The sequence below is a fragment of the Clostridium sp. FP2 genome (assembly GCF_011065955.2).
GTDB lineage: Bacteria > Bacillota > Clostridia > Clostridiales > Clostridiaceae > Clostridium_AD > Clostridium_AD tagluense.
Map to the genome: position 1 here is coordinate 338,193 of NZ_JAAMNI020000001.1, position 18,638 is coordinate 356,830.

The following is an 18,638-nucleotide window of genomic DNA, read 5'->3' on the forward strand; positions in this document are numbered from 1 at the left end:
TAGTTTACATTTAGCAAGATTTCCACAAAAAAAATATAAAAATTCGCATATTGGAGTTAATATTCGTCATACATCCAATTATAGAATATTATACCATGATTATTTTTGTTACTATAATATTTTCAGCCATAATAAAAAGCATCTAGATAGCAGATGCTTTTTATTACACATAAATATTATTAATTACTTATTTACTTACTTACTTAGGTTAATATACAGTTACCCATTATCGCTAATATTTTTTAAATGCATCCTTCCATATCGTCTGTAAGTTTTACTAATTGATCAATTATATCGCCTATATGCTCTATAGTATCTAATAGCGGTTTTTCTGTTGTTATATCTACTCCAGCCATTTTAGCAAGTTCTACTGGCGACTTAGTTCCGCCTGCTTTTAGCACTTTCCTCCAGTCATCAACGGCTGGTTGTCCTTCTTTTAAAATTCTGTTACTTACTTCTGTAGCTATGGTAAGCCCAGCACTATATGTATATGGATAAAGTCCCATATAATAATGTGGCTGTCTCATCCAAGTAAGTTCTGCGCCATCAACTATTTTCACAGAGTCTCCCCAGAACTTTTCTAGCACACCTTTTTTTATTTCATTAAGAGTTGAAGCCTGCACACTTTCACCTGCATCTATTATTTTATAAACTTCTCTTTGATACGCAGCTTCTAACAGATGAGTTACAAAGTTATGATAATAGGTACGGCTAATAATAGAAGATAAGACCCATCTCTTAAATCTAGGCTCATCATTTGTTTTCATAAGATAATTTGCCATAAGCAATTCATTCATAGTAGATGGGGCTTCTATAAAATATAAAGATGGCTCTGCATCAAATATATTTTGATTTTCATTAATTAACTGAAAATGCCCTGCATGACCTAATTCATGAGCAAGTACAAATGCTTCTCTCATTTTCTCAGACCAAGATATCAAAATAAAAGGATGATTTCCGTAAGGCGTAGCACAAAAAGCGCCTGTTGATTTTCCTTTATTTACAGCGAAATCAATCCATCTTTCATCATAACCCTTTTTAACCATTTCTAAATAATCATCACCGAGTACCGATAATGCTCCCTCCACATATTTCTTAGATTCCTCTACGGATATGGTTGGCTCAAAAGCAGGGTCCACTTCAAGTTTTAAGTCTGCAAAGGTCATCTCATCAATTTTATGAATTTTCTGAAGAAGTTTAGCATATTTTCTCATATGTGGTGCTAGCTTTTCCATAATTATATCTATTTGTCTATCATATAATTCCCTCTCTATTTGTTGAGGAAATAATAAACTATCTATAACAGAATCAAATCCTCTAAGAGTTGCTAATGTTTTTTCTTTTTGAACATGAGTCTGATAAAGTGCTGCTACTGTATGTTGATATTCTCCGAGTTTTGAAGAAAAAGCTTCAAAAGCTGCTCTTCTAATTTTAGTATTAGTTTCATACTCCCATTCATTTTCAAAAAGCACAAAACTAAGAGGATATTCAGTGCCGTCTACATTGAAATTTTTAAAATCCATATCAGCTAATTTAGTCGTTTCATATATGGAATAAGGAGAATCTAAAGATCCTGATAAAGCGGATAATACCTTTTCTACTTCTGGATGTAGTGAATGTTTTGTAAGTCTTTTTATTTCATTTAAATAATGGCTATTTTCTTTTGACTTTTCTATTGCCTCATCTATTATTTTCTCGTTTGCTTCCTTAATTTCACTTGTTACAAAGCTTAATCTGCTTTCTAAATCCGATGATATGTTAATAAACTTCATATATCTAGCTTGGTTTTCTATATTAGTTTGATCTGTAGAAACTGCAAGATTTGCATAAGAGCCTACCAGGTTTTCATTTTGCAGTATGACTCTCATTTTATCCAAACACTCATTTATCATATTAGCTGAATTTAGTTTTTCTTTATAGTTTTTTTCTATTTCTAATGTAAGCTCTTCTAAACCTTTTATAGCTAAATTATACTGCTCCTCGGTTTGGTACATTGAAGATAAATCCCAAGTAAGTGATTTATCTACGTCTTTTCTTTCTTTTAAAGCTGTTTTCATTATAAAGCCCCCTTTTTTTAGTTATACTGTTGTTTTAAAGTGTCTGAATATTACAAAATGTATTTTATATACATTCTATAGTAGACCCATGAATTCCTTTAAAGTGGAACATAAAGTTAGGGAGGTGTTTTAGTTTAAATAGTAGGTGGTATTAAGTTAAGAGAAATAGATACAGGAATCAAGAGTTTAATAAGGGAGCGATTATTGAAATAGAAGAATTAGAACAAGAAAAAATAGAAAAAGAAATGTTAAGATGATTAAGAAGATATGAAAAAAAACTCGTATAAACCGAGTTTTTTAAGTGTTTATTCATAAGAGTTATTTGAAAGTAACTGACTTAATTACCCCATCTAAACTTTTTGAACTTACATCGTCAGTGTATGTGCTAATGAAGCTTAAAGCATATCCATTTAAGACACAAGCATAATACTTTTGAGTCATCTTTATAGTACTAGTTTCAATAGTTGCTTCTAACACACTAAAGTTTTTTCCACCCACTTTTTCAGTATAAATTTCTTTATCAAATTTATAAGGCATAGTGCTTCCAAGAGTTTTTAATTGCTTTTTTACTTCGCCTAAGTAGTTAGAACCATCCTTTACACCTTGGAAGAAGGAAAGTTTTTCCGCTATAACTATAAAATTGGGATTTGGAGTAGATTGAACTTTTAGACCTTTTTGTGAAGTCATTAGAAGATACACTGTTCTTAATTCGCTCAAATCTAGTTCTTTAGCTTTACTTTTATCATCTTTAGAAATTACTTCTTTACCTAGTTTAAGTACTTCGGTTTTTTCTTCATCAGTTGCTACTATCCATTTATCAGGAATATTAATGTTCATCTTAAAGAAATCATTAGTATAAAGATTACCTTCATTTTTACCTAAAGTGAGTTGTTTATCTTTAGCTACCTCTTTAGGTACTTCCTTAGTTACCGATTTAGGTACCTCTTTAGTTACCTCTTTAGTAGATGTTTTACTACATCCAACAAATGAAAATGCTAGTAATAATGTTAGAAGACAAGCAGTTGCTTTTTTATACATTTTAAAACCCCCCTGAAATTTGTGCGGTTATATGCTAATTTACATACTATAATTGTATAATAATACTAAAATATATGGTATAAATTATAGCAACTTGTATAATATATAACAAAATAAAAAATTTGTCAATTAAACGCACTTTATAGTATTTAGTAGTATATTATATAATGGAGAATATAGTATAAAAAATATAAATACTTTAGTAAGGGACAGGAAGTTAATTTTTACCGGAATACATTGGTTTGCACAGAATAGGGTTTATTTCTCTATATTATGATATAAAATATAATTCATCTATTGACAAGATGGGATAAAATGTTTAAAATCAAAGTACACTAAATTGGTATACTTTAAGGAGGGATATAACATGAAAATAACACGAGAAGCAGATTATGGACTTAGAGTAGTACTTAACTTGTGTATATTAGGATATGGTAAAAAAGTAGAAGCAAAGATAATTTCAGAAAAAGAAGGTATACCGCTAAGATTTCTTTTGAAGCTTTTAAGAAAGCTTACACAAGTAGAAATTGTAAAATCTTATAGAGGCGTTAATGGAGGATATACTATAAATAAATTACCAGAACACATAAATTTAAAAGATGTTATAGAAGCAATAGATGGACCTATTGCTGTTAATAGGTGTGTAATTGAACCAAGTTTTTGCAATCTAAATAGAAGTGGTGTGTGTACTATCCATAGAGCCATGACAAAAGTACAAAAAAGTTTAAGTTCAGAACTAGAAAGTATAAATTTCAAACAATTAATGGATGGAGAAGTTTAGAAAGTTTAAGGTTTATATGATATTAAATTTAAAAATATGAGTAAAGAAGAAAGACAATATGAGGAGGAATTTTAAAATGTGTGGAAATTGTAATATATGCAAATCAGCAGATACAGTACTGGAGGGATTTATTGGAGGATTAGATGTAGAGACATCTCATCATAGAGTGGAAGGCCAAAAGGCTAAGTGTGGATTTGGTATGCAAGGTGTTTGTTGTAGACTTTGTTCAAATGGGCCATGTAGGATTACACCAAAAGCTCCAAAAGGAATTTGCGGAGCTGATGCAGATACTATTGTTGCTAGGAATTTTCTAAGAGCTGTTGGCGCAGGTTCTGCCTGTTATATACATATAGTAGAAACAACTGCTAGAAACTTAAAAGCCATAGGAGAGACTAGAGGCAAAATAAAAAGTGAAGCAACTTTAAATAGACTTGTTAACATATTTGAAATAAAAGAAGAGGATATTTATGAAAAGGCAATAAAAGTTGCAGATAAAATAATTGCAGATTTATATAAGCCAAAATTTGAGAAAATGGAGCTTGTTTACAAATTAGCATATGCACCAAGAGTAGAAAATTGGAAAAAACTTGGAATTATGCCTGGTGGAGCAAAATCAGAAGTATTTGATGCTATGGTAAAGACATCAACAAACTTAAGTAGCGATCCATTAAATATGATTTTAAATAGTTTAAATTTAGGCATTTCAACAGGATTATACGGTTTAACATTAACAAACCTTTTAAATGATGTAATGCTTGGGGAGCCAGTTATTAGACAAGCTAAAGTAGGATTTAAAGTTGTAGATGAAAATTATATAAACTTAATGGTAACAGGACATCAACATTCGGTAATTGCCCATCTGCAAGATAGGTTAATAGAGGAAGAGGTAACTGCTAAAGCAAAGCGTGCTGGAGCTAAGGGCTTTAGAATAGTAGGTTGTACATGTGTAGGTCAGGATTTACAATTAAGAGGAGAGCACTATAAAGAAGTATTTGCAGGTCATGCAGGAAATAACTTTACAAGTGAAGCTTTAATTGCAACTGGTGGAATAGATGCTATAGTATCTGAGTTTAACTGTACACTTCCAGGAATAGAGCCAATCGCAGATAAATTTATGGTTAAACAAATTTGTCTTGATGATGTAGCTAAAAAAGCAAATGCAGAGTACATTGAGTATACTTTTAAAGATAGAGAAAATATAAGTGAAAGAATAATTGAGGAAGCATTGGAAAGTTATAAAAATAGAAGAGATAAAGTACAAATAAACATCCCTAAAAATCACGGACATGACGATGTGTTAACGGGACTCAGTGAAGAGTCTTTGAAGAATTTCCTTGGTGGTACATGGAAACCGCTCATAGATTTAATTGTAGCGGGAAAAATAAAAGGGATAGCTGGAGTTGTTGGATGCTCTAACTTAACTGCAAAAGGACATGATATATTTACAGTAGAGCTTACAAAGGAGCTCATTAAGAGAGATATACTTGTACTTTCGGCGGGATGTTCTAGCGGTGGGCTTGAGAATGTTGGATTAATGTCACCATCATCCGCTAGTCTTGCAGGAGATAGCTTAAAAGAAGTTTGCGTAAGCCTAGGGATACCTCCAGTATTAAACTTTGGACCCTGTTTAGCTATAGGAAGACTCGAAATTGTTGCCACAGAACTTGCAAAATATTTAGATATAGATATTCCGAAGCTTCCACTTGTACTATCAGCACCACAATGGCTTGAAGAACAAGCCCTGGCAGACGGAGTATTTGGACTAGCACTAGGACTGCCACTTCATCTTGCAATTCCCCCATTTATAACAGGAAGCAAAGTAGTTACAAAGCTATTGACGCAGGATCTAGAAAAGTTAACTGGTGGAAAATTGATTCTTGAAGATGATGTTGTTAAAGCTGCGGATAAGTTAGAACAAATAATATTAAATAAAAGACGAGAATTGGGACTTAGTTAGTTATAAGAACAGGAGGGACAATAATGAAGAGAGTAATGATAGACAATGAAAAATGCCAGTGTTGCCTTAATTGTAGCCTTGCCTGCATGTCAGAGCATAATGAAAAAGGAAAGTCCATATATGATTTAGATCTTCAAGATATTAAGAATGTGAGCAAAAATTATATTATTCAAAATAAGGATAATAAGAATTGTCCTATGTTTTGTAGACACTGCGCGGAGCCAGAGTGTGTTATTGCTTGTATGAGTGGTGCAATGACTAAAGATAGTGAAACCGGTATAGTAAATTATAATAAAGAAAAATGTGCTTCCTGCTACATGTGTGTAATGTCATGCCCTTATGGTGTATTAAAATCCGATGAGGAAACTAAAAAAGTTATTGTAAAATGTGATATGTGTGATGGTAGGGAAATTCCAAGATGTGTGGAGAGTTGCCCTACTGGAGCAATATACTTAGTATAGTGAGCAATATACCTAGTATAGTGAGCAATATACCTAGTATAGTGAGCAATATACCTAGTATAGTGAGCAATATATCTAGTATAGTTGAGGGGTGGTAATGATGAAATACGTAATAATAGGTGCTAGTGCTGCTGGTATAAATGCAGCTAAGACTTTAAGAGTATTAGACAAGGATGCAGAAATAACTTTAATATCGAAGGATACTAAAGTATATTCAAGATGCATGCTACACTATGTAATAAGTGGAAATAAAACTGAGGAAGATATATGTTTTACTGAAGATGATTTTTTTAATAAATATGAAATTAACTGGATTTCAGGAAAAAAAATTATAGGAATTAATATATATAATAAATTTTTAACAACAGATGATGAAAGAATTGTCACATTTGATAAACTGCTTATAGCTTCTGGAGCAGATTCATTTATACCCCCAATTAAGAATTTAAGAGGAATAAATAATGTTTATGCTCTTAGACACATGGAAGATGTAGTAAACATTAACAGTGTGGCCAAAATAAATACTTCAGCAGTAATTATCGGAGCAGGTTTAGTTGGAATAGATGCAGCTATAGGTTTAATAGAAAAAGGTGTAAAGGTTAATATTGTAGAGATGGCACCAGGAATTCTTCCAATTCAGCTAGATGCTAAAACTGCAAAAGTATATGAAAATGAACTTATTAAAAATGGTGCACAGGTATATACAAGCGTATCTGTTGAGGAAATAATTATAGATGAAAATAAAGATGTGAAAGCAGTTAAATTGGGAGATGGAAGAGAAATAAATTGCGACTTTATAATATGTGCAGCAGGTGTGAGACCTAATGTGGATTTTCTAAAGGATAACAGAATTAAAATGGAAAAAGGCATAGTTATAGATTCACGATGTAAAACATCAGTAGAAGATATATACGCAGCTGGTGATGTATGTGGAATATCCCCAATCTGGCCTATGGCTGTAAAGCAGGGAATTGTAGCTGCATATAACATGACAGGAAATTTAAAAGAATTAGATGATTATTTTAGCTTTAAGAATTCAATGAATTTTTTTGGAATTCAAACTGTATCCTTAGGGGTTTTAGAAGCTCCAGATAATACTTATGAAGTTGAAGCAAGAGTGTATAAAGATATTTATAAGAAGATTATACACAAAGATGGAGTGATTTATGGAGCAATTTTACAAGGTGATATTTCTTATTGTGGAATTTTAACTGAATTAATTAAAAATAAAATTGATGTATCTAAAATCAATAAGAGCGTATTAGATATTAATTATGGAGACTTCTATAAAGTTAACGAAGATGGTCAATACATTTATTAATGTAGAAATATATAAATCCAGAATATTAGGGTATAAGTGATATTCTGGATTTGTTTTGCTTAGAGCAGGGAATATCAGACTACAAGAGTGAAGTAGGCATTGCGGAGCTTGATACAAATTGGAAGTTAAATGTTTTTAAAAAATAGGTGAATTTTTGTGAATAGATTATAAAATTGTGCTATTTTTTTGTTAGGCAAGTGATTGTGAGAAAGCAGTTTCAGTTTAAATAGTGAATAAAAATAGAGAAAATGCTATAGGAAAAATAAAGGTAAAATTGTAAAATTTATGGTACAATGAAGACAAACAAGATTAGAATAAGGACGGAAATTATAATTATTATTTTTAAATAGAAAATATGAAATCAGTGTTAGAGCTTTCTCCGTTATAAAAATAGTGTGGATATGTCACCTTAGTATTTTATTGTTCAATAACTTATAATGGAGGATTTAATATGACAGTAAAAAAGATTCATATTATTGGGGGCCCAGGAAGTGGTAAAACATATATTAATATAGCGTACACATCAGAGAATACTGCTGGAGGTAATGTATGATTATTGAAAATAAAAGAATAGAATGTAAAAGTCTAATATGGATACTTCGCTGTCCAACAAAATATGATGCAATTGAATTATCTAAATTAAGAGTTAAAATTGATGGAGAAACAGAAAATCTTGATAGAGAATCTGGTGAAGGTTTATTAACGCCAGAAGATTTTGAAAAACTTATCTATGAAGATTCAATAGCGGAAAAAAATTTGTTTTTAGTTGCAGAAGTAGAAGGGGAAATTGTTGGATTTACTCGTTGCGTGGGAAATAAACTAAGTAGATTTAGACATAAATCAGAGTTTGGAATATGTATATCAAAGGCATATTGGAGCCATGGAATTGGTAAAGTACTACTAGAAAATATTTTGATGTGGGCAGATACTGTGAAAATAGAGAAAATTTCATTAACTGTGGTACAAACAAATACAAAAGCAATTCAATTATATAAAAGATATGGATTTGTAGAAGAAGGATTATTAATAAAGGACCGTATTCATAAAGATGGAAACTATTATAATACAGTTATAATGGGAAGATTATTAGATAAATAGATATTAACAAGTAAAATATAATATTTACATATATCCACGCAAGCACCCCATATCAATTAGATGTGGGGTTTTAATATACCAATATATTTACGAATATATCTTAAATTTTAAAGTTATTATTTTCTAATCAAAAAATAAGAAAGCCTACTGTGAGAATATGATAAAAGTGGGTTGTAATTTGTTATTGGGTATGATACTGTATAAATATAAACAAATCGCATACGATTAAATATTGAAAGAAAAAATAAGATGTAAGGAAATAAGGTATGATGTTTAAAATTAGAGAATCAACTATGTTTTGACTTATATGTATGTTTTAAAAAATTAATCAAAAGAAAATGGGATTACCTATAAAAAATATATAAATAATATAAGGATGGTGTAATTAAATGAGAGCAGTTATTATTGAAACATATGGTGGTAAAGAACAGCTAAAATTAATGGATGTAGCGAGTCCAGTACCAAAAGAAAATGAGGTGTTAATTGAAATGCATGCGACTTCGATTAATCCAGTGGACTGGAAGATACGAGCTGGACATTTTAAGGAAGTAATGCCTTTCACATTTCCACTTATTTTAGGTTGGGATGCAGCTGGTGTTGTTATAAAAGTTGGTGAAAATGTGTCATCATTTAAGCCTGGAGATAGAGTGTTTACAAGACCTGATACTACATCAAATGGCACATATGCTGAATATATAACAGTTGCCGAGAATTTAGTTGTAAAAATTCCAGAGAATATCAGCTTTGATGAAGCAGCGTCAGTTCCTCTAGCTGGTGAAACAGCTTGGCAGTGTCTTGTTGATATTGGAAAAATCAAATCAAGTGACCATGTATTAGTTCATGCTGGTGCAGGTGGTGTTGGAAGCTTAGCAATTCAAATAGCTAAAAGTTTTGGAGCTTATGTAACTACTACAGGAAGTAGCCGTAATGAAACCCTTCTAAAATCTCTTGGTGCTGATAAAGTAATAAATTATGAAAAAGTTGACTTTCAAAATGAACTCAAAGATTACGATTTAGTAATTGATACTTTAGGTGGTGAGATTCAAGAGAAAAGCTTTAAAGTATTAAAAAAAGGTGGAATATTAGTTTCTATTGTTCAACCTCCAAGTGCAGAAAAAGCAAAAGAATATGGAGTAAATGGTATATTTCATATGTTAAAACCAAGTGGTGAGGATCTTGGAAAATTAGCAAGTTTGATGGCCGAAGGCAAGCTTAAAGCATTAATAGGTAAAACATTTGAATTTAATGAAGCCGGACTTCAAAATGCACATGCATTAAGTGAATCACATCATGCTAAAGGAAAAATTATAATAAAGATAAAATAAGGTAAGTCCTATACTTCTGATATGCAGTGTTGTTACTTGAGTTTTATGTTACAATGTATTACATACAGTAACAAATATAGAAAAGGAGACCATTTATGGCCTCGCTTAGCATTTATAGTTGCACATTTGGGAATAAAATGAAAGTAAGTGATTGCATATACTATAGCAATTTGTTTGGCGGAGAGTATGCAAACTTTACTATATATTAACAATTACAAAACATATTCAAAAAAAGAAAGAAGGTTTATAAAAATGGCAGTTAGTTTAAAAAAAGGTCAAAAAGTAGATTTAACAAAGACAAATCCAGGATTAACAAAGGTATTGGTAGGACTAGGTTGGAGTACAAACAAGTATGACGGTGGTTCAGACTTCGATTTAGACGCAGCAGCATTTTTAACAGGAGAAAATGGAAAAGTAACTTCAGATGCAGACTTTATATTCTACAACAATGCAGAACATACATCTAAATCAGTTAAACATATGGGAGATAACAAGACAGGAGCAGGAGACGGAGATGACGAACAAATACTTGTTGATCTATCTTTAGTACCAGCAACTGTTCAGAAGATTTCATTTACTGTAACAATTAATGAAGCAGAAGAAAGAAGACAAAACTTTGGACAAGTTTCAGATTCTTATATCAGAGTAATGAGTGGAGACGGCACTACCGAGTTAATTAAATTTGACTTGGGAGAAGACTTCAGTATTGAAACAGCTGTAGTAGTTGGAGAATTATATAGAAATGGAGCTGAATGGAAATTCACTGCATTGGGTAGCGGATTCGAAGGCGGTTTAGGAGCTTTATGTACTAACTTTGGAGTTAATATCTAATATTTAATAATAATAATAATAAACTACTGTGTACCTTAAATATTGCACAGTAGTTTATTTGGTTTATTGAAGGCAGAAACATGGGTGATGATTTAACCACATTTCACAAGGAGGAATATTAATATGGGAGTTAATTTAATAAAAGGCCAAAAAGTAGATTTAACAAAGGGTAATGCGGCGTTAAAGGCATTAGTAGTAGGTCTAGGTTGGGATGGTAGCAATGGTGGCGACACTATTGATTGTGATGCATCAGCTTTGATGTTGGGTGAAAATGGGAAATTATCTAGTAACAAGGACATAATATACTTTGGTAACAAGTCAAGTAAGTGTAAGAGTGTAATTCACCAAGGGGATAATCTTACTGGTGCAGGCGCAGGTGATGACGAACAAATAGTTATAGATTTAACAAAAGTACCAGAGGATATAGCTAAGATAGTTTTCGTTGTTAATATCTATAATTGCGCTTCTAAGAGACAACACTTTGGAATGATTAAAAATGCATACATTAGAATAATGGATAAATCAGCTAACGGTGAGTTAGTTAAATTTAATCTTTCTAATGATTATGATAACATGACATCTTTAATAATGGGTGAAGTTTACAGAAATAATGGAGAATGGAAGTTCACAGCAACAGGTGAAGGTGCAACTGCAACTGGTATAAAAGAATTATCAGCAAGATATAACTAAAAAGTAGGGGATAGGCTTCAGTCATCTCCTAGCAGTATATTGATATCTAGCTTTAGTAAAACAGCAAAATAACCATAAATATGAGCAATTACGACATAATATTACAAAATAACCACTAACAAAAGATGCAAAAACCTCATTTAGATGATATTATGTGTATACAAAGAGAAAAACTTACTTTGTGTATTAAAATTATGAAGGTGAGGTACAAAAGATGAAGAAAACTTTAAGAACATTAATATTGACGTTAGGTGTTTTAGCAACAACAGGAATAAGTTCAGCGGTGTACGCCCAAGATTGTAATACAACTAATTATAAAGTGGTTAACGCTCAAGATGCTAAAACTATTAATTGTACAGTTAAGGCAGGAGACAGTTTGAAGGATATGTGTGCTAAGTATGGTGTTGTAGTTCCAAAGGGTTTAGAGGCTAAACCTCAGGTAAGTAATACTTGCAAGGCAACAGCTACAAAGGTAGCACCAGCAAAGACGACGCCTAGTAAAGCAACACCAGCACCAGCACCAGCACCAGCACCAGTAAAGCCAGCTCCTACAAAGACACCAGCAGCAACAAATTTAACTGAGAATAATAAATTAGAAAAAGAAGTAGTGACATTAGTTAATCAGGAAAGAGCAAAACAAGGACTAGCTCCCTTAAAGGAAAATGCGCAGCTTTCAAATGTAGCTAGATATAAGTCAGAGGATATGGTAGCTAATAACTATTTTTCTCATACATCACCAACTTACGGATCTCCTTTTGACATGATGAAAAAATTTGGTATAACATATACGGCAGCTGGAGAGAACATTGCAATGGGTCAACAAACCGCAGCTTCAGTAATGAATGGTTGGATGAATTCACCAGGACATAAAGCTAATATTTTAAGTGCGAATTTTACTGAAATAGGAGTTGGAGTGGCAAAAGATAAAAGTGGAACTATTTATTGGACTCAAGAATTTATAGGGAAATAAATAATTTAATATAGATCTGTGTTTGTAAATATTTTATTTTAAAATATTTACAAACACAGATTTTTTATTTCTTTAAGTTATGTGCTTTTTTAATGTAAATAGGCAAAGTGACGCCTGGCTTAAATGGTTGGGTATCACTTTTATTTTTTGAGAGATACTAGACTTTGCAATAGTTACTGTTTATCAGAGATGTATTGCAAATGGATTAGAGTTCAAATAAACATTGAATAAATGAGTTTTGAAGGATATACTAAAAAATATAAAAAACATTGGCTACATTAATGTTTAAAGGGGGAGAGTGTAATGAGTTTTTATGGAATAATTATCGGAATTATATCATTTTCAATAATAGGTATATTTCACCCAATTGTTATTAAGGGAGAATACTATTTTGGTAAGAAAATCTGGCCTATATTTTTGTTTTCAGGAATTATTTTCATCATAATCTCTATTTACTTAAAGAATGAAATATTATCAGCATGCATGGGTGTTTTAGGATTTTCCTGCCTATGGAGTATTCATGAACTTATTCAGCAGGAAGAGAGAGTAAAGAAAGGCTGGTTTCCACAAAATCAAAGCAAAAAAATAAACTCTAAGTTATAGTATACTTAAAACCATAGTAAAAGTGTATTTGAGACATATAAATCCAAATATCCCAGTAATAAAAAAACTAAAAATCTCTTTATCGTGATAAAATAGAACTAGTTATTGGACACAGCACTTTATAGGAAAATAAATAATTGAATTTAGATCTGTGTTTTTAAATATTGATTCTGACAATATTTGAAAACAGAGATTTTTTTATGTAATAGAAGACTTTGAATAGGATTATAATAAGAATTATACATAACTAAAATTGCCATTAAGTTCATAGATTTTTGTATGAAATTTATGTTACACTTAAAAATATAATATGTAGAAAGGATAGTGAATTGTATATGAAAACAATGAGAAGAATTGAAAGACAGATGAACGAGATGGAAGTGCTTGAGCTTTTAAAGAAAGGCGAATATGGTATACTTTCTACTTGTGATGAGGATAACCAGCCTTATGGAATACCACTAAGTTATGTGCTTATAGATAAAAATATATATATTCATTGTGCAGGTGTTGGCACTAAACTAGATAATATCAGTGTAAATGATAAGGTGAGTTTCACCGTAGTTGGAAAAACTAAAGTTTTGCAAGACCAATTTAGTAGGTCGTATGAAAGTGTGGTAGCTTTTGGACGGGCTATAAGGCTTGCGGAAGAGGAAAAATATGAACCACTAATGGAGTTTATAAGAAAATATAGTCCCGAATTTATAGAAGAGGGACAGTTATATATAGATAAAGCCAAGAAAATAACTACATTAATAAAAATAGAGATATATAGTTTTAGTGGAAAGCATAGAATATAAATATATTAAACTGGAAACTAATTGGAGTAACTATTAAGGTAGGTTATTACAGTAGTTAAAGGGTTATAATAAGTTAGAGAGTGTGATAGAATGAAATTTTTAAGAAACATAGAAAATGGAGCCATAAATATTAAAAGAATGGGAATCATTAAAGGGTTTCTTGTAGTACTTCTATCAATTTTGTTGGAGGTGTTAGGACAAGTACCTGTAGAAATTAAAAATTTATTTTCTGGGAGATTTGAAAAAGCATTGCCCTATGTAATTTTTGCTTTTGGGGTGCTTTTCAAATATTATGTTGTTATCATTTTACTAAAGTGCCTTAGTGACTCAAGGAATGAGCAAAAACTTAAATATCACTTAAATCCAATGAGTTTTCTTTTTACGGCCATCATGATTATAGCATTCCGTCTTGTATTTGATAACAGTTTAACCTTGTGGGTTAGCAGAATATCAATGCCAGATTTTATAAATGGAGCCTTCGAGGAACTTACCGTTTCACCAATTATATTAATACTTAGCTCTGCGGTGGTTGCACCTATATACGAAGAAATAATTTTTAGAGGTATACTATTAAAAGGAATGGCTAAAAAAATAAATCCGACTATAGCCCTTGTGGTATCTGCATTATTCTTTGCAGTAGTGCATTTAAACGTTCCTCAAGGTATAAATGCATTTTTACTAGGTCTAGTTATTGGATTTATATATTTAACAACGGGTTCAATTTATTTAAGTATATTTGCACATTTTATAAATAACTTACTGGCGCTTTCAGTTTCCTCTAGGTTTGCATTAATAGGAGGGGAACATGCTTTGGGAATCCATGGAATGCTTTTTATTTTAGGCGTTGTACTTTTAGTCATAGCTTGCATAGGGTACGAACAAAATAAAATTAGAAAGGTACCAGATATATATAATAAATTCATAGAAATATAAATTGATTTAAATAAATAATTAGATGTTAAAGTCTATCTTCAGCCTAGGATAATTAATATTGTCATAGGGTGGAGATTTTTTTGTATTATAGCAAACTATAAATTTAAATACTTTTATAAATGGGAGTCTAAATCACTTATGAAGTGTTTAATATTGAAGCACCACAGGTGATGATTTAATGATATAATGAATGTGAAAATTATGTAAAAAAATATAAAGAGGTGTTTTATGAAGAAAAAGTGTAAGCGTATGAATTTAGTATTTTTAGTTATTTTGGCAATGTTATTTGTAGGGTGTGGGAAAATCAAAGATAATAGTGAAAAAACCGTAAGCATGTATATGTGGGGAGGTAGCGAATCTATAAATAATTATATGGATAAGTGGGTAGCTCCTAAATTGAAGGGACAGGGCATAAAATTAAATAGAGTGCCAGTAACGGATATAAAGGATACAATAAATAAATTAATTACTGAAAAACAAGTAGGTAAAGATGATGGAAGTGTAGATATACTTTGGTTAAATGGTGAAAATTTTAGACTTTCAAAGGATAGTAAAATTTTATCAGAGCCTTTTGTAGATACATTAGCAAGCTATAATAAGTATGTTGCAGTGGATTCTCCAGAAGTGAAATATGACTTTGGGGAAGAAACTAATGGCCTTGAAGCACCTTGGGGGAAAGCTCAATTTGTTTTCATATATGACTCTGAAAAAGTAAAGAATCCTCCTAAGTCCTTTAAACAGCTAAAAACATGGATGAAAAATAATCCAGGTAAATTTTCTTATCCAGCTTCAGAGGATTTTACTGGTAGTGCTTTTTTAAGACAAGGATTATTTGAACTAAATGGTGGTTATGAAAAATTCATGACAGATTTCAATGAAAAAGCCATGGAGGATGCATCAAAACCACTATGGAATTATCTTAATGAAATAAAGCCTTATCTATGGCAGCAAGGCAAGACTTATCCAGAAAACCTTGCAAAATTGGATAAGCTCTATTCTAATGGAGAAGTATGGATGACAATGGGCTATGATGAAGCAAGAGCTGAAAGTGAGATAAAAAAAGGAACTTTTCCTAAATCTACAAAGACCTTTGTACTAGATGCGGGGACACTTGCTAACACTCATTTTTTAACTATTCCATTCAACTCAAACCATAAAGATTCGGCAAAGCAAGTAATAGATTTTTTATTATCTCCACAGGCGCAAATAGCAAAATTTAACCCGAATAATTGGGGAGATGGACTGGCAATAGATATTAATAAGTTATCACCAGAGGATGTTAAAAAGGTAAATGCAATAGATAGAGGTAAATCGACTTTAGGGTTAAAAGAGCTTCAAAGCCATAGAATCCCTGAGATAAAAGCTGATTACGTAAAATTTATTGAAAAGGGATGGAATGATAATGTGGCAAAAAAGTAGACCTTATATATTAATTTTACCTTCATTGATAATTATATGTACACTATTTATTGGAGGATTAATACTAGGACTACTGCAGAGTCTGGGACTCATGGATGTTGGAGGAAATTCATACTTTACTATAAATGCATATAAACAACTTATCTTGTCAAAAGATTTTATGGATTCATTAGCTTTAACTTTAAAGGTAGCATTAGTTTCAAGCATTTTATCTGGAATTTTAGCCATAATAATAATAAGATTATTATTTATATTAGGGGAAAATAAAAAAACTGCTATTTTTAGAAAGCTTTTTCAAGTACCTATGTTGGTACCCCATGTTACTGCGGCATACTTAATAATGCTATTGCTTATGAAAAGTGGGTGGTTATCTAGTATAGCCTATTCTGTGGGGATAACTAAAAGCATGGATGCATTCCCTAGTGTAGTTAATGATTCCAATAGTTTAGGCGTTATTTTAACATATATATGGAAAGAAACCCCATTTATAATGCTTATGATTTTTCCTATAATCAGTAGAGCCAAAGACTCCTGGTTAGAAATAGCGCAGGTTTTTGGAGCTAGGAGGCAAGAATTTTTTAAGGAGGTAATACTACCGTTAATTATACCAACTTGGGTCTCCTCAGTGATTATAGTATTTGCTTTTACCTTTTCAGACTTTGAGGTACCCTATTTATTAGGTATAACCTATCCAAAGTTTATTTCTGTATATTCTTATAATATGTATTATAATGGACAACTTTCAGATAGACCTTTGGCTCTAGCTGCAAACTTTATTTTAGCCATTATTACAGCCATGCTTGGGCTTATAGCATATAAATTAGCCAAACAAGGAGATACTAAGGAAGCGAGATGGTGAAACAGCAATGAAAAAGCAGAATAAGGGTAAATACTACGTTACAATAGGGATTCTACTACTAGTTTTTTTATTGCCATTTATACCTTTGGTTATAAATAGCTTTGCTTATGAATTCAGATGGCCCAGGGTACTTCCAAGTAACACCACGTGGAGGGCCTTTAAATATGTCTTTTACGAAAATCCAAATACTTATGAGGCGATTTTTAACACTTTAATTATTGCTACATCTGTAGTTGTTATCGATGTTATAATAGCTGTTCCGGCAGCCTTTTCCTTAGTGCGATATGAATTTAAGGGGAAATTTATAATAAAAGTGGTTTTATTTGCACCTATTATTATTCCAGCTTTTACTGCAATTATGGGAATGTATATAGTTTTTATAAAACTTGGCTTAACAGAATCTGTATATGGGGTTATTTTAGCACATATTTTACCTACGCTACCTTACATGATAAAGGCTTTAATGGTAAGTTATGAAACTTTAGATACAGCCTTAGAGGATCAGGCGGCAGTGCTAGGGGCTGGGCCAATTTCTAGATTTATTTATATAAGTCTTCCACATATACTTCCGGGTATGGTTGCAGGGGCTAGTCTTTGTTTTTTAATTTCTATAAGTCAGTATTTTCTAACCTTTTTAGTTGGTGGAGGAAAGGTCATTACTATATCTATACTAATGTTTCCTTTTATAAGTGGAGGGGACAATGCAATTGGTTCAGTATATGGTTTATTATTTTCTTCACTAGCAATAATAAATTTAGTTTTAATAGACTTCTTGCTTAAAAAATATTATAAAAAGAAATATTTTAAAATTATTTAGGAGTGATTTTATGTCGAAGCTAGAGCTTAAAAATATATGTAAGCAGTATGAGTCAGGAGCTGACTCATTTTTGCTGAGTGATATAAATCTAACTATAGAAGGCGGAGAATTTATATCCATTTTAGGTCCTTCTGGCTGTGGTAAGACCACTATATTGCGTATTATTGCAGGAATTATAAAGCCAGATAGTGGTAGTATTTTTGTAGAAGATATAGACATTACAGAGATGCCTATTGAGAAAAGAAACTTTGCATTGGTAGCTCAACAGCCTTTGATATTTCCAAATATGAATGTTATAGACAATGTAGCCTTTGGGTTAAAAATGAAGGGCGTTAGTAAAGGCGAAAGATTAGACAAAGCTTTTGCGATAATTAGTAATCTTGGTTTAAAGGGACTAGAAAAAAGATTTTCATCACAGCTAAGTGGAGGAGAAAGGCAAAGAGTAGCAATAGCAAGAGCAATGGCTGTAAAGCCTAAAGTGCTTTTAATGGATGAGCCTTTTAACGCATTACATGAAGAATTAAGAGTAGATATGAGAGAGCTATTACATAAAATACATAAGGAAAATAAAGTTACAACTATTTTCGTAACTCATTTTAAAGAAGAAGCAAATTTTCTTTCTGATAAAATTCTTATTATGTCGAAAGGGAAAATAAATGAAATGAAAATTTTATAAATACA

General features: G+C 31.5%; 18 protein-coding genes. 16 read left to right on the top strand and 2 right to left on the bottom strand.

What is annotated here, in order from left to right; translation table 11 throughout:
* Positions 1 to 242: 242 nt before the first annotated feature.
* Entirely contained in the window at positions 243 to 2,057 is a 1,815-nt protein-coding gene (gene pepF / locus G9F71_RS01595) for an oligoendopeptidase F (protein ID WP_164950358.1), read from the bottom strand.
* Positions 2,058 to 2,375: 318 nt separating this feature from the next.
* Positions 2,376 to 3,095, bottom strand: coding sequence for a hypothetical protein (locus G9F71_RS01600; protein ID WP_164950359.1), 720 nt, complete (start codon positions 3,093 to 3,095; stop codon positions 2,376 to 2,378).
* A gap of 367 nt (positions 3,096 to 3,462) precedes the next feature.
* Here G9F71_RS01600 and G9F71_RS01605 point away from each other — a divergent pair, with 367 nt between their 5' ends.
* The 16 genes from G9F71_RS01605 to G9F71_RS01680 all read left to right on the top strand — a co-directional run bounded on the left by G9F71_RS01605 (position 3,463) and on the right by G9F71_RS01680 (position 18,633).
* Entirely contained in the window at positions 3,463 to 3,876 is a 414-nt protein-coding gene (locus G9F71_RS01605; RefSeq protein WP_164950360.1) for an RrF2 family transcriptional regulator, read from the top strand.
* A 76-nt stretch (positions 3,877 to 3,952) separates the two neighbouring features.
* The gene (gene cooS, locus G9F71_RS01610) at positions 3,953 to 5,833 is read left to right on the top strand and encodes an anaerobic carbon-monoxide dehydrogenase catalytic subunit (protein ID WP_164950361.1); all 1,881 of its coding nucleotides are present in this window, start codon (positions 3,953 to 3,955) and stop codon (positions 5,831 to 5,833) included.
* Between the two features lie 23 nt (positions 5,834 to 5,856).
* Positions 5,857 to 6,294 carry a 4Fe-4S dicluster domain-containing protein gene (locus G9F71_RS01615; protein WP_164950362.1) on the top strand — a complete coding sequence of 146 codons (438 nt, stop codon included), beginning with the start codon at positions 5,857 to 5,859 and terminating at the stop codon, positions 6,292 to 6,294.
* 100 nt (positions 6,295 to 6,394) lie between these two features.
* Entirely contained in the window at positions 6,395 to 7,615 is a 1,221-nt protein-coding gene (locus tag G9F71_RS01620) for an NAD(P)/FAD-dependent oxidoreductase (protein ID WP_164950449.1), read from the top strand.
* A gap of 549 nt (positions 7,616 to 8,164) precedes the next feature.
* Complete coding sequence (locus G9F71_RS01625) at positions 8,165 to 8,713, top strand: GNAT family N-acetyltransferase (protein ID WP_164950363.1); 549 nt, start codon at positions 8,165 to 8,167, stop codon at positions 8,711 to 8,713.
* A gap of 389 nt (positions 8,714 to 9,102) precedes the next feature.
* The gene (locus tag G9F71_RS01630; RefSeq protein ID WP_164950364.1) at positions 9,103 to 10,038 is read left to right on the top strand and encodes an NADP-dependent oxidoreductase; all 936 of its coding nucleotides are present in this window, start codon (positions 9,103 to 9,105) and stop codon (positions 10,036 to 10,038) included.
* Between the two features lie 252 nt (positions 10,039 to 10,290).
* Entirely contained in the window at positions 10,291 to 10,869 is a 579-nt protein-coding gene (locus tag G9F71_RS01635; RefSeq protein WP_124996998.1) for a TerD family protein, read from the top strand.
* 123 nt (positions 10,870 to 10,992) lie between these two features.
* Positions 10,993 to 11,559 carry a TerD family protein gene (locus G9F71_RS01640; RefSeq protein WP_164950365.1) on the top strand — a complete coding sequence of 189 codons (567 nt, stop codon included), beginning with the start codon at positions 10,993 to 10,995 and terminating at the stop codon, positions 11,557 to 11,559.
* A gap of 214 nt (positions 11,560 to 11,773) precedes the next feature.
* A complete protein-coding gene (locus G9F71_RS01645) occupies positions 11,774 to 12,529 on the top strand; it encodes a CAP domain-containing protein (RefSeq protein ID WP_164950366.1) in 756 nt (251 codons plus the stop codon).
* A gap of 303 nt (positions 12,530 to 12,832) precedes the next feature.
* Positions 12,833 to 13,132 carry a DUF4491 family protein gene (locus G9F71_RS01650; protein WP_124997004.1) on the top strand — a complete coding sequence of 100 codons (300 nt, stop codon included), beginning with the start codon at positions 12,833 to 12,835 and terminating at the stop codon, positions 13,130 to 13,132.
* Between the two features lie 344 nt (positions 13,133 to 13,476).
* Positions 13,477 to 13,929 carry a pyridoxamine 5'-phosphate oxidase family protein gene (locus tag G9F71_RS01655; protein ID WP_224626146.1) on the top strand — a complete coding sequence of 151 codons (453 nt, stop codon included), beginning with the start codon at positions 13,477 to 13,479 and terminating at the stop codon, positions 13,927 to 13,929.
* A gap of 90 nt (positions 13,930 to 14,019) precedes the next feature.
* On the top strand, positions 14,020 to 14,862 hold the full coding sequence (locus G9F71_RS01660) for a CPBP family intramembrane glutamic endopeptidase (protein WP_164950368.1): 843 nt from the start codon (positions 14,020 to 14,022) through the stop codon (positions 14,860 to 14,862).
* Positions 14,863 to 15,090: 228 nt separating this feature from the next.
* On the top strand, positions 15,091 to 16,281 hold the full coding sequence (locus G9F71_RS01665) for an ABC transporter substrate-binding protein (protein ID WP_164950369.1): 1,191 nt from the start codon (positions 15,091 to 15,093) through the stop codon (positions 16,279 to 16,281).
* A complete protein-coding gene (locus tag G9F71_RS01670) occupies positions 16,265 to 17,140 on the top strand; it encodes an ABC transporter permease (protein ID WP_164950370.1) in 876 nt (291 codons plus the stop codon). Before G9F71_RS01665 ends, G9F71_RS01670 begins: the two co-directional genes overlap by 17 nt.
* A 7-nt stretch (positions 17,141 to 17,147) precedes the next feature.
* The gene (locus tag G9F71_RS01675; RefSeq protein WP_164950371.1) at positions 17,148 to 17,957 is read left to right on the top strand and encodes an ABC transporter permease; all 810 of its coding nucleotides are present in this window, start codon (positions 17,148 to 17,150) and stop codon (positions 17,955 to 17,957) included.
* A gap of 10 nt (positions 17,958 to 17,967) precedes the next feature.
* Positions 17,968 to 18,633 (top strand): ABC transporter ATP-binding protein, encoded by a 666-nt coding sequence (locus G9F71_RS01680; RefSeq protein ID WP_164950372.1) that lies wholly within the window; start codon positions 17,968 to 17,970, stop codon positions 18,631 to 18,633.
* The last annotated feature ends 5 nt before the right edge of the window (positions 18,634 to 18,638 follow it).

Excerpts from the sequence above, each read along its gene's own strand:
- pepF (WP_164950358.1), bottom strand. The coding sequence starts at position 2,057 with ATGAAAACAGCTTTAAAAGAAAGAAAAGACGTAGATAAATCACTTACT.
- G9F71_RS01600 (WP_164950359.1), bottom strand. The coding sequence starts at position 3,095 with ATGTATAAAAAAGCAACTGCTTGTCTTCTAACATTATTACTAGCATTT.
- G9F71_RS01605 (WP_164950360.1), top strand. The coding sequence starts at position 3,463 with ATGAAAATAACACGAGAAGCAGATTATGGACTTAGAGTAGTACTTAAC.
- cooS (WP_164950361.1), top strand. The coding sequence starts at position 3,953 with ATGTGTGGAAATTGTAATATATGCAAATCAGCAGATACAGTACTGGAG.
- G9F71_RS01615 (WP_164950362.1), top strand. The coding sequence starts at position 5,857 with ATGAAGAGAGTAATGATAGACAATGAAAAATGCCAGTGTTGCCTTAAT.
- G9F71_RS01620 (WP_164950449.1), top strand. The coding sequence starts at position 6,395 with ATGAAATACGTAATAATAGGTGCTAGTGCTGCTGGTATAAATGCAGCT.
- G9F71_RS01625 (WP_164950363.1), top strand. The coding sequence starts at position 8,165 with ATGATTATTGAAAATAAAAGAATAGAATGTAAAAGTCTAATATGGATA.
- G9F71_RS01630 (WP_164950364.1), top strand. The coding sequence starts at position 9,103 with ATGAGAGCAGTTATTATTGAAACATATGGTGGTAAAGAACAGCTAAAA.
- G9F71_RS01635 (WP_124996998.1), top strand. The coding sequence starts at position 10,291 with ATGGCAGTTAGTTTAAAAAAAGGTCAAAAAGTAGATTTAACAAAGACA.
- G9F71_RS01640 (WP_164950365.1), top strand. The coding sequence starts at position 10,993 with ATGGGAGTTAATTTAATAAAAGGCCAAAAAGTAGATTTAACAAAGGGT.
- G9F71_RS01645 (WP_164950366.1), top strand. The coding sequence starts at position 11,774 with ATGAAGAAAACTTTAAGAACATTAATATTGACGTTAGGTGTTTTAGCA.
- G9F71_RS01650 (WP_124997004.1), top strand. The coding sequence starts at position 12,833 with ATGAGTTTTTATGGAATAATTATCGGAATTATATCATTTTCAATAATA.
- G9F71_RS01655 (WP_224626146.1), top strand. The coding sequence starts at position 13,477 with ATGAGAAGAATTGAAAGACAGATGAACGAGATGGAAGTGCTTGAGCTT.
- G9F71_RS01660 (WP_164950368.1), top strand. The coding sequence starts at position 14,020 with ATGAAATTTTTAAGAAACATAGAAAATGGAGCCATAAATATTAAAAGA.
- G9F71_RS01665 (WP_164950369.1), top strand. The coding sequence starts at position 15,091 with ATGAAGAAAAAGTGTAAGCGTATGAATTTAGTATTTTTAGTTATTTTG.
- G9F71_RS01670 (WP_164950370.1), top strand. The coding sequence starts at position 16,265 with ATGTGGCAAAAAAGTAGACCTTATATATTAATTTTACCTTCATTGATA.
- G9F71_RS01675 (WP_164950371.1), top strand. The coding sequence starts at position 17,148 with ATGAAAAAGCAGAATAAGGGTAAATACTACGTTACAATAGGGATTCTA.
- G9F71_RS01680 (WP_164950372.1), top strand. The coding sequence starts at position 17,968 with ATGTCGAAGCTAGAGCTTAAAAATATATGTAAGCAGTATGAGTCAGGA.